Raw genomic sequence first — 13,771 nt, 5'->3', positions numbered from 1 at the left:
AAAATTCCGCTTTTCCCTTATATGGATTTTTCTTTCCCCATTGCTATCTACCTTTATCATACTGATATTAAATATTTTTAAAATATTGGCACACTTTTCGCATTAATCTTGGCAAGAGTGATTTCATAAGCGTTATCCATACAAAGATCCACAATCACCCTAAACTTTAAGATAAAACAGCCTGTTTCTTGCCCTGTTTTATCAGGCCGACGTAAACCCAGGAGAACCAGTATGTCCGCTGAACATGTTTTGTCCATGATTGAAGAACATCAGGTGAAGTTTATTGACTTACGCTTTACTGACACTAAAGGTAAAGAACAACATATCACCATCCCTGCCCACCAAGTTGATGAAGATTTCTTTGAAGATGGCAAAATGTTTGACGGCTCATCGATTGGTGGCTGGAAAGGTATCAATGAATCTGACATGGTGTTAATGCCAGATCCAAGTACTGCGATGCTTGATCCCTTCTTTAATGATGCAACCCTGATCCTGCGCTGCGATATTCTAGAGCCTGGCACTATGCAAGGTTATAGCCGTGATCCTCGCTCCATTGCGAAACGCGCAGAAGATTTCCTGCGTGCAAGCGATATTGCTGATACCGTTTTATTTGGCCCAGAACCCGAATTCTTCCTGTTCGATGACATCCGTTTCGGCAATTCTATCGCTGGCTCTTACTACCATATTGATGATACGGAAGCGGCCTGGAACAGCGGCACACGCTATGAAGGCGGTAACAAAGGCCATCGTCCTGGTATTAAAGGGGGATATTTCCCTGTTCCTCCTGTGGATTCTTCCCAAGATCTGCGTTCAGCCATGTGCCTGACCATGGAAAAAATGGGGTTGGTAGTTGAAGCTCACCACCATGAGGTCGCCACTGCCGGACAAAACGAAGTTGCCACCCGCTTTAATACCATGACCAAAAAAGCGGATGAAACCCAGATTTATAAATATGTGGTCCATAACGTTGCCCATAAATTTGGCAAAACCGCTACATTTATGCCAAAACCGTTGGTGGGCGATAACGGCTCAGGTATGCACTGCCATATGTCACTGTCCAAAAATGGCACTAACCTGTTTGCGGGTGACAAATACGGTGGGCTGTCCGAAATGGCACTTTACTATATCGGCGGTGTCATCAAACACGCTCGTGCGTTAAATGCCTTTACCAACCCAACCACTAACTCGTACAAACGTCTGGTACCTGGTTTTGAAGCACCGGTTATGCTGGCGTATTCTGCCCGTAACCGTTCTGCTTCTATCCGTATTCCCGTGGTCGCCAGCGCCAAAGCTCGCCGTATTGAAGTGCGCTTCCCTGATCCCGCAGCGAACCCTTATCTGGCCTTCTCTGCCCTGTTGATGGCAGGCCTTGATGGCATCATCAACAAAATTCATCCAGGTGATGCAATGGATAAGAACTTGTATGACCTGCCCGCAGAAGAAGCCCAAGAGATCCCAACTGTGGCCTCTTCTTTGGAAGAAGCACTGGCCGCATTGGATGCAGACCGCGAATTCCTGACACGCGGTGGTGTTTTCACTGACGACACGATTGATGCTTATATCAATTTATTGAATGGGGAAATTGAACGTGTCCGCATGACACCACATCCACTGGAGTTTGAACTGTATTACAGTGTGTAGTGCTTTATCGGGTAATGCCCAGAACGTGAGGGCATTACTATTGCTTTTTTTGTTGCCGTGAAACTTTTGGCCCATCCCTGGATGGGCTTTTTTCCCTTGCATATACACAATTGTATTACCCATAAGGATGTATGCTGAGCGGAAGGATTGATCAAACTATGCTTAAATAAGCTACAATGCACCAAAAAAGTGCAGGAACTGAATGACAATGGTTAGTTTGCCCAAAGCAGAACAGATTCTCGACTCACAGATAAACAACGTTTTGGTGCTGGATAATGATTTGATCATTCGCTACGCCAATCATTCTGCTATGCAACTTCTGGCACAAAGTTCCCGTAAATTATTTGGCACGCCTCTGCCTATCCTGTTTAGCTATATTTCGCTGGATACGGAGTTGATGCGTTCCAGTTTGATCAACGGTCATGGTTTTACCGATAACGAAGTCATATTGGTGATTAATAATCACTCTCATGTGATGTCGCTCAGTGCCCAACCAATTTCCGAGCAGTTTATTTTGCTGGAACTGGCGCCTATGGACAGTCAGCGCCGGCTAAGCCAAGAGCAGATCCAACAAGCACAGCAGGTAGCTGCGCGGGAATTGGTTCGGGGGCTGGCACATGAAATCAAAAACCCGCTGGGGGGATTACGGGGAGCCGCACAATTACTTGCCAAGGCACTGCCGAATCCGTCCTTGCGGGAATATACTCAGGTGATCATTGAGCAGGCAGACAGGCTGCGTAACCTTGTTGATCGATTGTTGGGACCACAGCATCCTGGCTGCCAAACCCGCCAGAGCATTCACCATGTAGTCGAACGGGTTTATCAATTGGTCTCGCTGGAAATGCCTGCCAATGTCACGCTGATCAAAGATTATGATCCGAGCTTGCCTGAACTGGCGCACTATCCTGACCAAATAGAGCAAGTATTACTGAATATCACCCGCAATGCCCTACAGGCACTAGGGGAAAAGGGAGGAGTTATCACCCTGAGAACGCGAACAGCGTTCCAGATTACTTTACAGGGTGAACGCTACCGATTAGCAGCCCGAATTGATATTAAAGATGACGGGCCAGGCATTCATCCCAATATTCAGGATACGCTTTTTTACCCGATGGTTAGCGGGTATGAAGGAGGGACTGGACTTGGCTTATCTATAGCACGTAATCTTATCGACCAACATGCTGGCAAAATTGAATTTACCAGTTGGCCAGGGCATACGGAATTTTCCATTTACCTGCCGATCAAGAAATAACCGTTAAGTAGGGGGTAACCATGCAACGAGGAAAAGTGTGGATCGTTGATGATGACAGTTCTATCCGCTGGGTACTTGAACGGGCGCTGAATGGCGCAGGGATGGAGTGTATCAGTTTTGAAAATGCCGATGCCGTATTGACTGCACTAGGACAAAGTAATCCAGAAGTTATTCTGTCAGATATCCGCATGCCCGGATTGGACGGACTTAGTTTACTCAACCAAATAAAGCAGAACTACCCACAGCTTCCGGTCATCATTATGACTGCCCATTCTGATCTGGATGCCGCTGTCAGTGCCTATCAACACGGTGCATTCGATTATCTGCCAAAACCTTTCGATATTGATGAAACTGTTGCGCTGGTTGAACGGGCACTGAGTCATTATCGGGAACAGCATCAATCAGCCGCAAATCCGCAGTTGCCGGTATCAGTTTCAGATATGATTGGAGAAGCCCCTGCCATGCAGGAGGTATACCGGATTATCGGCCGCCTTTCCCGCTCTTCCATCAGCGTGTTAATCAATGGCGAATCCGGCACAGGAAAAGAGCTGGTTGCCCATGCCCTTCACCGCCACAGTCCACGCGCCTCAGCACCATTTATTGCCCTGAATATGGCGGCAATCCCGAAAGATTTGATCGAATCTGAACTGTTTGGTCACGAAAAAGGCGCGTTCACAGGTGCAAATCAAGTACGTCATGGTCGTTTTGAACAAGCTAATGGTGGCTCACTGTTTTTGGATGAAATTGGTGATATGCCGCTGGATATCCAAACTCGCCTGCTGCGAGTACTGGCCGAAGGACAATTCTATCGCGTCGGGGGCTATGCACCCGTGAAAGTGAATGTTCGTATCATCGCTGCCACTCACCAGAACCTTGAGCAACGCGTTGCAGAAGGTAAATTCAGGGAAGACCTCTACCATCGCCTGAATGTGATCCGTGTTCAATTACCACCTTTGCGGGACAGAGTGGAAGATATTCCTCGTCTGGCACACCATTTCCTGCAACAAACCGCCAAAGAATTAGGCGTTGAAGCCAAAGTGCTGCATCCTGATACTGAACTCGCCCTGATGCGCCTGCCGTGGTCGGGCAATGTCCGCCAGTTGGAAAACGTCTGCCGCTGGCTGACCGTGATGGCAGCAAGCAAAGAGGTACTGGTACAAGATCTACCCGCTGACCTGATTGGCAACCAACCGACCGGACAGACAGGGAACGCCTCTATTTCTCGCTCCACACTACCTGAAAACTGGTCACAACTGCTGGCTGAATGGGCACAACATGCCTTAAAAGAGGGAAAAACTGATCTCCTTGCCGATGCCTTACCATTGCTGGAACGCACTCTGCTTAATTGCGCATTGGAATATACCAATGGACATAAACAGGAAGCCGCCCGTTTGCTGGGTTGGGGAAGAAATACGATAACGCGGAAATTGAAGGAACTGGGGTTATAACAAGTTTCACAATACTACCGATGTCACAATAAAGAGAACCCGTTATATCTTTTGCTAATTCGTGAACAGGTTCCCGATCATCCACATTACCGACCGTCACTTTAAGCACCAGAATTTCCCTTTTAATTTAATCGGATAATTGCACAAATTAATTCTCATCACATGTATAACATTTAATACAAAGTAATGGCAACATTATACCATCTTTCTAAATCATGCTTCTAATTTGTTTCCATTTTCTTTAATCATGATTATATAAGTTGTTAATTCCATTTTTCACGTGATTGTAAGATTCAGCAATGTATCGTATAGTGATACATAGTGACGCATTGTGACACTCTATGATCAACTATTTGATAAGGTAAAACGTCATGAATCTACCACTAAAAATTTGTTTAACAGGAATCTTATTTGGAGGCGCTTTAACGATCCCTTCATTTGCTGTTGAACAAGTGGATTCAAAGGACGCTCGAAATATGTTTAGTTTTGATATAGGTAAAACTACTTATAACTTGGACGAATTAAAAACTCAATATCAACAAAGGAGAATAATTGTTGATTCGTTAGCTAATGAAATCAGCGAATATTATCTAAATCTTCTGAGTCTTGATAAAGGCCAAATTCATGGTGTTATGCTGCAAAATGATTTGGAAATGAATAAAGCCTGTGAAGCCACAATAAGAGGGTTTGAGCAGGGACTGAAAGCTATGTTGAAACAAGACCGCCCAGATGAAGAGAAGCAAGAAATGAAGCTTTATCTTAAGTCTGTGGCAAAGGCTAGGTTTGAGATAGCCCGACTAAACGATCTTTCTCGCCAATTATTTAATTTGCCTAATATTTACAAAAGCGATATAAATAGAGACGCCTTATCAGAATTAGCTGCTTATACGACTGAAAAAATTAAGTCTGGGAATTTTTCATTTACTGGGTGATAAATGGAACAGGTAGACGTATCAATAAATGAATACACAAGAAAAGATTTTTTTGATGACGTTTTCCTAAAGCACCCAGAGCTTGAACAAGCTATATTGCGAGATTTTAAGCGCTATAAAGAAACTGGAGAATTACCAGATTATTTTGGCAGGGACGTTGCTTATACTCAGCCAGAGGCAGCATATAAATCGTGTATGATGCACATTCATCTTCGCTTTCCACCTGATTCATTCCCTAAGAGTAAAGTGCAGTATTATAGAACTTGCAAGCTAAATGACCCGAAAAACGATGCGTGTTTAGTTTATGTTCAAGGATTATTGGAAGAAAACAGGTTTTCTCTATTGGCAATAATGCACCCAGATGCCCACAGTAAAGCCAGAAATCCCAAAATAATGGGTCATTTAGCAAGAATAGCCCAATATTTTAGAGATAATAACTAACGCGAATGGGCGAAAGCAAAAGCGATAAGAAGACGAAAAAGGTGCTCAATTGATGAATTATTTATTTCGCATATGAAATGTGCCTAATTTATTGATTCACCGATACTCATATCACCCGCGAAAATTGCCGCTGTCGCATCTGGTTACGCAGATAACTATCAAAACACATACAAACATTACGTATCAGCAATCGCCCTTTCGGGGATACCTGAAGCTGTGTTTCGGTCACTTCAACCAATCCATCTTCTGCCAATGGAGCCAATAATTGCAGGTCTTCGGCGAAGTAATCCGCGAAATTCAGCCCGTAACTCTGCTCAATATCCGCAAAATTCAGCCGGAAGTTACAGATTAGCGCCTTAATCACATCACGGCGAATGCAATCATCCCGTGTCAACGCTAAACCACGCCATAAAGCATGGCCTTGTGCCTCCACCGCAGCGTAGTAGGTTTTCAGGTCTTTCTGGTTCTGGGCATAGCTATTCCCCAACATACTGATCGCGGAAACGCCCATACCAAGTAAATCGCATTCCCCCTGCGTGGTATATCCCTGAAAATTTCGGTGTAAGATGCCTTGGCGTTGGGCAATTGACAATTCATCATCAGGGCGGGCAAAGTGATCCATACCAATAAACTGATAACCATTACCTGTCAGGGTTGCGATCGTTTCTTGCAAGATATTCAACTTTTGCGTCGCAGTGGGTAAATCCTGCTCCTTAATCTTGCGCTGTGCCGCAAATAAATTCGGTAAGTGGGCATAGTTAAATACACTTAAACGGTCAGGAGACAAGGCCAACACCCGCTGTAATGTAAAGGCAAAACTTTCAGGTGTCTGTTTCGGCAAACCATAGATCAAATCAATGCTGGTGGATGTAAAGCCTGTTTCACGGGCGCGTTTGATCAGTGCGAAAATAAACGCTTCATCTTGCTCTCGATTAACTAAACGCTGCACATCTTTATTAAAATCCTGCACCCCCATGCTCAGGCGGTTAAAGCCTTCATGATGCAAATGATCAATGACATCAAGCTCGATTTCTCGCGGATCAATTTCAATGGAAAGCTCAGCATCGGGCAGAAAATGGAAATGGCTGCGCAGCATCGACATCAATCGGCTGATCTGTGTTTTGTCCAGATAGGTTGGCGTCCCTCCTCCCCAGTGCATCTGGCTGACTTTCCGCTGGGAAAATAATTTTCCACGAGCAGCAATCTCTTTTTCCAACACATTCAGATACTCATCCGCTTTGTGCTTTTGGCGCGTCACCAGCTTATTGCAACCACAGAAATAACAAAGCTTATGGCAGAACGGGATATGGATATAGAGGGAAAGCGGGCGCTCCGGATAACGGGTGGCAGCCTGTGCAAAAGCAGTCTCATCGTACTGTTGGTTAAACTCCAATGCCGTTGGATACGAAGTATAACGAGGCCCTGAATAGTTGTATTTTTGGATCAAAGGCAGATCCCAAACAATGGATTGCTCTGACATGCTTAGTCCTTCCGCTGTTTTCGCCCATCAAAACGCAACATGATTGCCGCCATAGTTTACCCAATAACCACAATAAATAACATACTAATACTATGGTTATTAATATTGTGGTTATCAGAATGAACCCGCCTTTTACGATCACAATTCATTGATGAAGGTTTTACTTACCCTTCAGCAATTGCATGATATCTTCCTGTGATTCTTCTTCGCTGTTCTCTTCACCCAGATTGATGCCCAACTCTTCCATCAGGGTATCAATGCGATCGAGCATATTGTCGACATAAACGTTGTCTTCCTGAGACAATTTTTCCCCCTGCTCAAGGCGTGCCAACAAGTCATCCAATCGCTCATCACTTTCCAGCATTGCCAGCTCTTCCTGTAGTGACAGGCGAGGTTCCTGTTTCTCTACAGCCGGTTTAACTGCGGGTTTCATCGTCGCCGCTTTCTCACCGGCAACTTTCTCATCGACAATCAGAGGAACCGGCACTTTACTGCCGATACGTGGATCTTTTTCCTGTTTGACGACCGAACGCTTTTTATTGCTGCCATTATCGCTCTGACGGCTACCGGTCGGATTGCCATTACCACGGCGTTTTTTCTGGCGCTTACGCTCGCGTCCTTCTGCATCCAGCTCTGCGCGACTTTTTCTTTTTTGCTTTTGCTGACCAGCAGAAAACTTCGCTGGTGATTTTTTCTTTAACGGGCTCATAGCTTGTGACTCAACTCATTTTTATCAAGATATTTTCGGCGGAATCTAACAGAAACTCCCATTAACATCCAATGCCATTCACCTATAGTTTAAATTTCGTCTAGTATTCTAGATAATTTAACTCAAATAATATGATCATTAACGACGATGCGTTTTTTTGATACCTCTTCTTATCGCATGCCACTGTATCTTTGGGTCACTGGTTATGCCGTTTTGTGGATAATAGCAAGTTACTCTCTCGATCCCACCGTTCCTTATGATGCTGTAGAAGCTTTAAACTGGGGCATTAATGGGGAATGGGGTTCGCCCAAAAACCCATGGCTAGTGGGCGCCATCATGCTACCCGCTATTTCTATCAGCGATATTTCTCTTAGTTTTTATTGGTATTTCAGCCACTTTGTTGCCATTGCCATTGGTATGCTTGGAGTTTGGCAACTGGCTTTCCGACTGACAGGCAAAGTTGTGCTCGCATGGCTTGCCATGCTGACTCTGAATCTATCCGGTATCATCAATTTTGATATCATTCCTTATAACGATAATTATCTTTTGATCATGCTCTGGCCGTGGTCATTGCTGTTTTTCCTGCGTGCCATTGACGATCATCCCATATGGTGGCTGGCATTCGCCCTCACCACCGGGCTGGCAACGATGGCAAAGTATTCTTCACTTGCTATAGTCGGCTCGGTCTTTTTGCTCTCCCTGTTCGTACCTAAAATACGCCGTAACTATCGGGAGCCACTATTTTATCTCGCCATTGTCATCTGGTTCCTGCTGGTATTGCCGAACGTTTGGTGGCTGGTGCATAATGACTTCGTCGCCTTTAAATGGGTAGATTCCCAAATTCAGCAAGGATTCAACCTACATACCACACGGGCTATGCTTTCCGTGTTCTACCCGTTAATTATCGTCAGCGTTATTATTTATCTGCTGGGTGGCCGGATTGGCTGGCCTAAGCAGCAATCCAATGCGCTGGCTAATATCGTGATCCTGCTGCCTCTGCTGATTATTTACGGCTGGTTCTCTTTCAATCAGGGCGGACGTATGACCGAATGGGTGCAACCTTTTATGGTCGTTTCGGTGGCATTATTAGTGGGATCGATAACAGTCTTCCCCACTAAACCCTTGCGAAGCACATTACGGGGATTGACTGTGTTTGGTGTATTGGTGTTATTCGGTTACGTCGGTGTGATGATGGCAAATGTCCGTGATGCGGGGCAAAAATTTGTTGGCATAAAAACCTTTGCCAGCCAACTTGATCAACGTTGGAACGAACTGTATCCAACACCATTGCATTATGTGGGTGGAGAATATCTGCATCAATGGCTGACATTTTATAGCCACTATCACCCTGAAACGATACAACCCTGGGAATTAGATAATGGTGTGCCACCAAATATCTATAACCGCCATATCAAAGAGGACAATATTGTGAAATATGGTGCCTTGCTAGTAGGAGAGCGAGGAAAGAGCTGTGCAGAGGAAGATTTCCAACATACACTTGCACAATGGCCATCATTGGTGCTCAGTCACAAAGAAGAGTTCACCTTCCAGTCCCAACCAAGTGCTGAGTCAGATACTGTCTGCATTGGCTTTATCGCGCCTAAAAATATTCAATAAAATATCCCATTAAATAAGCAAGCCTGACATAACCTGCTGTCAGGCCTGCTCTTACTCACTGTTTCAATTGTGTTCAATGGGCATCCACAAATACCATTTTTAATACAAACAATAGGGTCACGACAAGAACACATGGGCTAATTTCACGCCACTTGCCAGTGCCCAATTTCATAGCACAGTAGGCGATAAAACCCAGAGCAATACCTTCGGTAATGGAGAAGCTAAATGGCATCATCACTGCGGTAATAAAAGCAGGAACGGATTCAGTCAAATCATTCCATTTCACCCTTGTCAGGCTGGAAGTCATCAAGACGCCCACATAGACCAAAGCTCCCGCTGTAGCATAAGCAGGCACCATGCTTGCCAGTGGAGAAATAAACATGACCAACAGGAATAAAATACCCACAACAATTGCTGTCAAACCCGTCCGGCCACCAACAGAAACGCCCGAAGAACTTTCAATATAGGCGGTAACCGAAGACGTTCCAATGTAAGAACCCGCCATCGAACTGATACTGTCCACGTACAAGGCTTGTTTCATGCGTGGGAATTTGCCACTACTGTCAGCAATACCCGCTTTATCCGTCACACCAATCAATGTGCCGGAAGAATCAAACAAGTTCACCAACATAAATGAGAAAATAACACCAGCCAAAGCGATATCCAGAGCACCTTTTACATCAACGTTACCCACTACACTCATCACACTGGGCGGCAGATCAAAAATACCGTGATATTCCACATACCCCATCATCAATCCAATGCCGGTTGTCACAATAATCGAAACCAACACCGCCGCATGGAAATTACGTGCTGCTAAAATGGCAATAATGAAAAAACCCAATGTCCCCAACAAGACATTGTGAGAAGCAAAATTGCCGATTGAGACGATTGTGTCGGGATTAGGCACGATAATACCCGCATTTTTCAATCCCATCATGGCGATGAAAAGACCGATACCACTGGTAATGCCCACACGCAGGCTCAATGGGATATTGGCGATCATCCAGTAACGGACTCGCAGGAGAGTCAATATAAACAATCCCACCGCCCCCCAGAAAATTGCCCCCATCGCAACCTGCCACGAAAGACCCATCGCTCCGACCACAACAAAGGCAAAAAACGCATTTAGCCCCATTGCAGGTGCAACGGCAACAGGCAGATTCGCCATCAATCCCATCATAATGCTGCCAACTGCGGCGATTAAACAGGTCGTCACAAATACCGCCTTAATATCCATGCCTGCAACCGCCAGAATTTGCGGGTTAACAAAGACGATATAAACCATCGTTAAAAAAGTCGTCAATCCAGCAATTATTTCAGTACGAATTGTCGTGCCATGTTCCCTTAATTTAAACACGCGATGAAGCAAGCTCTGGCGATTAGCAGAGCCAGAATTTATTGTGCTCATATAATATTATTTCCCCAAAAAAAGCGAAGTTTTCGACCTATCCTACAGGAAACCCATCTAAATCGTTACCCTGAAACGACAAAAAGAAAACGTTTGCTATATGTGTAATCAATAAGTTACATAACATTATGATTATTGGGGGAATTCATTTTGTGACGATATTTTATTCGTTTTTTTTGGTCACGTGTTCAACCCGTTGATGATGGGATATTTACTGTCCAAGTCTCTTGACCTATGAAATATGATCAAGAGACAGGCCTCGCAACAGGGAATGAATGCAATAACGAAAATATTTGCCAGATATTAATTTTGAGGAACCACGGTCAACGTTTTTTTACGCCAAAACCCGAAGATGGCGGTCTTTTTACGCCTCACTGAGAAACGACGGGCCATGTAATTAGCCATTAACTCCAGTGATAAACACATCACAAAATAAACCAGCGCAACGAATAAAAAGACTTCCATCGGATAGACCATACTGCGGTTATTCACTTGGGTCGCCAAAAATGACAATTCCGCGACGCCAACGATATAAGCCAATGAGGTATCCTTGATTAACGCAATCCACTGATTGATAAATGAAGGCACCATCATACGCAATGCCTGTGGCAAAACGATATGCCGCAATACTTCCCAACGATTAAAGCCCAGCGATAATCCTGCCCGCCATTGACCATCACCAATCGCTAAAATCCCCGCTTTGACGCCATGTGCTAAATAAGCCGAAGTAATCAATGCCAATGCACAGACAACGGTCGTAATTTCAGGGATCTCCATTCCCAATACGACGGGCAATAAGAAATACGTCCAGAAAATCAGCATAATGACCGGAATGGCGCGAAAGAAACCCAACACTGCCGCCAATAAGTTGACCCAAAAACCGCGCAGCATCGCCAGTGCAACGCCACCGAGAATACCCAATACGATGGAAATAGTCCCCGCTATGATACTGATTACCAGCGTCAATGCCGCCCCTTCCAGTGGTCCATCGGGAAAGGTTCCCAAGAGCAAATAACGCCAGTTTTCTGCAATAACAGTAAAGTCCATATCAATACCCTCTCGCCAATGTTCTCTGTTGGCGCCATTGTCCCCAGCCTTCCATCATGGCAATAATGGCGATGTAGAGTACGGTCGCCACACCAAATGCCTCAAAGGTTTGTAAGGATTGGGTTTCCACCTGACGAGAAGCATAGGAGAGTTCTGCCACACCAATCGCCATCGTCAATGATGAATTTTTGACAATATTCATGTATTGCCCCAATAAAGGTGGCATGGCTATTTTCAGTGCCTGAGGCAATACAACGTGACGCATGGCCTGCCAGCCCGTTAAACCCAATGCATGGGCTGCATATTTCTGCCCGCGTCCGACGCCCTGAATGCCCGCACGTAATTCTTCTGCAACAAACGGCGCTGAATAGAGGGTTAATCCAATAAATCCCGCCAAAAACTCAAAAGACGGCCATTCCAGTGTCAGACCGAAAATCATTGTATCGTGGGGCGTGTTCAGCCACATCATCGCCGCTTGTGGCAGAACTTGCCCGGATGCGAAGTACCAAAAAAACAGTTGTACCAATAAAGGCGTGTTACGAAATACCGTCGTATAAGCCGTAACCAGCCAGCACAGTGGCTTGATTTGGCTATCCCGTGCTGCCGCAATCACAAAACCCAGTAAAGTAGAAGAAGCAATGACACAGGCAGAAAGCCACAAGGTGATCAGAAATCCCTGCCAAAGCCATTGCAGATATTCAGGAGCCAGTAAGTGCTCGGTAATAAATTGCTCAAACATATCATTTACCACATAAACCAACAGCAAAGCCCCGAAATAACGGGGCTAATCAATTTGTCTTTTTAAATGGAAGCACCAAACAGAAACGGCTAAACGAACTTACTATTTTGCCTGATCCTCTAACGGAGCAAATTTAAAATCACCACGCGGTTGAGCGGATTTAGTGTCTGGGCCAAACCAGCGGTTATAGATTTTCTCTGCTTTCCCCTCTTTTTCCAATTTCAGTAAGGTTTGGTTAACCGAATCAACCAATCGCGTTTCCCCTTTGGAAGCCGCGACTGCTTGATATTCACGGGTAATGCTGAAAGGGGAAATTTCAAAATCGGCTTTCTGGGCTTCTGGTACGTTTGCCAGCAAACCAACCAGTTTCGCATCGTCCTGCGTGATCGCCTGAACATTACCATTTCTCAGAGCCGCAAATGCCAACGGTGTATCATCATAAGAGATCACTTTGGTTGTTGGATAACGCTCACGCAAGGTAATTTCCTGTACAGTGCCCTTGTCTGCACCAATACGCAGTTTGGCAATATCGTCCGGCTTGATCAAAACACCTTTGCGGGCAATGAATTTCTGGCCCGTCGCAAAATAAGGGATGGAGAAATCAACTTGTTTTGCGCGTTCATCCGTGATCGTGAAGTTAGCAGCAATTAAGTCAATTTTCTTGGAAGAAAGCAGAGGGATGCGGTTTGCTGGATTCGTTGGACGCAGTTCCAGCTTTACCCCCAAATCATTGGCAATCGCATTGGCGATATCGACATCATAGCCTGCCAATTTTTTTGTTTGGGGATCGATAAAACCAAATGGTGGGTTACTGTCAAATACCGCAATACGTATCGTGCCAGCTTTTTTAATGTCATCAAGTTTATCTGCTTTTGCCACTCCTGAAACCAATGCCAAGCTGGTCAGCAAAGCAGTAACCGCTATGCGAGATTTGTTGCGAATCTTCATTGTATACCCCTGTTGGTTATTAATTTTTATATATCAACAAAAGTTATCAATTTCGATATAGCACATGAAATAATATAAAATACTATATTTATTCAATTTTGGAATA

At 44.8% G+C, this 13,771-nt stretch carries 12 protein-coding genes and 1 pseudogene; 6 read left to right on the top strand and 7 right to left on the bottom strand.

Features of this window, described 5'->3' with window-relative positions:
- The first annotated feature begins 231 nt into the window (after positions 1–231).
- The 3 genes from glnA (at position 232) to glnG (ending at position 4,341) form a co-directional block, all read left to right on the top strand.
- The gene (gene glnA, locus Xish_RS08820) at positions 232–1,641 is read left to right on the top strand and encodes a glutamate--ammonia ligase (protein WP_099117551.1); all 1,410 of its coding nucleotides are present in this window, start codon (positions 232–234) and stop codon (positions 1,639–1,641) included.
- A gap of 208 nt (positions 1,642–1,849) precedes the next feature.
- Positions 1,850–2,893: a nitrogen regulation protein NR(II) gene (gene glnL / locus Xish_RS08815; RefSeq protein WP_425275025.1), complete on the top strand. Its 1,044-nt coding sequence runs from the start codon at positions 1,850–1,852 to the stop codon at positions 2,891–2,893.
- A 20-nt stretch (positions 2,894–2,913) separates the two neighbouring features.
- Positions 2,914–4,341 carry a nitrogen regulation protein NR(I) gene (gene glnG / locus Xish_RS08810; protein ID WP_099117549.1) on the top strand — a complete coding sequence of 476 codons (1,428 nt, stop codon included), beginning with the start codon at positions 2,914–2,916 and terminating at the stop codon, positions 4,339–4,341.
- A gap of 10 nt (positions 4,342–4,351) precedes the next feature.
- Here the strand turns inward: glnG and Xish_RS18925 are convergent.
- Positions 4,352–4,459: pseudogene (locus Xish_RS18925) on the bottom strand (transposase); the annotation flags it as partial.
- A 253-nt stretch (positions 4,460–4,712) separates the two neighbouring features.
- Between Xish_RS18925 and Xish_RS08800 the strand changes: the two are divergent.
- Entirely contained in the window at positions 4,713–5,273 is a 561-nt protein-coding gene (locus tag Xish_RS08800; protein ID WP_099117547.1) for a hypothetical protein, read from the top strand.
- Positions 5,274–5,276: 3 nt separating this feature from the next.
- The gene (locus Xish_RS08795) at positions 5,277–5,714 is read left to right on the top strand and encodes a type II toxin-antitoxin system YafO family toxin (RefSeq protein ID WP_099117546.1); all 438 of its coding nucleotides are present in this window, start codon (positions 5,277–5,279) and stop codon (positions 5,712–5,714) included.
- A gap of 106 nt (positions 5,715–5,820) precedes the next feature.
- Here the strand turns inward: Xish_RS08795 and hemN are convergent, their stop codons facing one another.
- Positions 5,821–7,194, bottom strand: coding sequence for an oxygen-independent coproporphyrinogen III oxidase (gene hemN / locus Xish_RS08790; protein WP_099117545.1), 1,374 nt, complete (start codon positions 7,192–7,194; stop codon positions 5,821–5,823).
- 160 nt (positions 7,195–7,354) lie between these two features.
- The gene (yihI, locus tag Xish_RS08785) at positions 7,355–7,903 is read right to left on the bottom strand and encodes a Der GTPase-activating protein YihI (protein ID WP_099117544.1); all 549 of its coding nucleotides are present in this window, start codon (positions 7,901–7,903) and stop codon (positions 7,355–7,357) included.
- Between the two features lie 147 nt (positions 7,904–8,050).
- On the opposite strand from yihI, the gene Xish_RS08780 reads away from it, so the two are divergent.
- Positions 8,051–9,520, top strand: a complete 1,470-nt coding sequence (locus Xish_RS08780) for a glycosyltransferase family 39 protein (protein WP_099117543.1) — start codon at positions 8,051–8,053, stop codon at positions 9,518–9,520.
- A 73-nt stretch (positions 9,521–9,593) separates the two neighbouring features.
- On the opposite strand, the gene Xish_RS08775 is transcribed toward Xish_RS08780, so the two are convergent.
- From Xish_RS08775 to Xish_RS08760, 4 genes are all read right to left on the bottom strand, one after another.
- A complete protein-coding gene (locus Xish_RS08775; RefSeq protein WP_099117542.1) occupies positions 9,594–10,931 on the bottom strand; it encodes an NCS2 family permease in 1,338 nt (445 codons plus the stop codon).
- A 303-nt stretch (positions 10,932–11,234) separates the two neighbouring features.
- Positions 11,235–11,978, bottom strand: coding sequence for an amino acid ABC transporter permease (locus Xish_RS08770; RefSeq protein WP_099117541.1), 744 nt, complete (start codon positions 11,976–11,978; stop codon positions 11,235–11,237).
- Between the two features lies 1 nt (position 11,979).
- Complete coding sequence (locus Xish_RS08765) at positions 11,980–12,717, bottom strand: amino acid ABC transporter permease (RefSeq protein WP_099117540.1); 738 nt, start codon at positions 12,715–12,717, stop codon at positions 11,980–11,982.
- Positions 12,718–12,819: 102 nt separating this feature from the next.
- On the bottom strand, positions 12,820–13,665 hold the full coding sequence (locus Xish_RS08760) for an ABC transporter substrate-binding protein (RefSeq protein WP_099117539.1): 846 nt from the start codon (positions 13,663–13,665) through the stop codon (positions 12,820–12,822).
- Positions 13,666–13,771: the final 106 nt, after the last annotated feature.

It is taken from the genome of Xenorhabdus ishibashii, assembly GCF_002632755.1.
Classification (GTDB): domain Bacteria; phylum Pseudomonadota; class Gammaproteobacteria; order Enterobacterales; family Enterobacteriaceae; genus Xenorhabdus; species Xenorhabdus ishibashii.
The sequence above is the reverse complement of the archived record's forward strand: the minus strand, read 5'-3'. Positions and strand labels throughout refer to the sequence as shown.

Coding starts and splice junctions, on each gene's coding strand:
- glnA (WP_099117551.1), top strand. CDS start 232: ATGTCCGCTGAACATGTTTTGTCCATGATTGAAGAACATCAGGTGAAG.
- glnL (WP_425275025.1), top strand. CDS start 1,850: ATGGTTAGTTTGCCCAAAGCAGAACAGATTCTCGACTCACAGATAAAC.
- glnG (WP_099117549.1), top strand. CDS start 2,914: ATGCAACGAGGAAAAGTGTGGATCGTTGATGATGACAGTTCTATCCGC.
- Xish_RS08800 (WP_099117547.1), top strand. CDS start 4,713: ATGAATCTACCACTAAAAATTTGTTTAACAGGAATCTTATTTGGAGGC.
- Xish_RS08795 (WP_099117546.1), top strand. CDS start 5,277: ATGGAACAGGTAGACGTATCAATAAATGAATACACAAGAAAAGATTTT.
- hemN (WP_099117545.1), bottom strand. CDS start 7,194: ATGTCAGAGCAATCCATTGTTTGGGATCTGCCTTTGATCCAAAAATAC.
- yihI (WP_099117544.1), bottom strand. CDS start 7,903: ATGAGCCCGTTAAAGAAAAAATCACCAGCGAAGTTTTCTGCTGGTCAG.
- Xish_RS08780 (WP_099117543.1), top strand. CDS start 8,051: ATGCGTTTTTTTGATACCTCTTCTTATCGCATGCCACTGTATCTTTGG.
- Xish_RS08775 (WP_099117542.1), bottom strand. CDS start 10,931: ATGAGCACAATAAATTCTGGCTCTGCTAATCGCCAGAGCTTGCTTCAT.
- Xish_RS08770 (WP_099117541.1), bottom strand. CDS start 11,978: ATGGACTTTACTGTTATTGCAGAAAACTGGCGTTATTTGCTCTTGGGA.
- Xish_RS08765 (WP_099117540.1), bottom strand. CDS start 12,717: ATGTTTGAGCAATTTATTACCGAGCACTTACTGGCTCCTGAATATCTG.
- Xish_RS08760 (WP_099117539.1), bottom strand. CDS start 13,665: ATGAAGATTCGCAACAAATCTCGCATAGCGGTTACTGCTTTGCTGACC.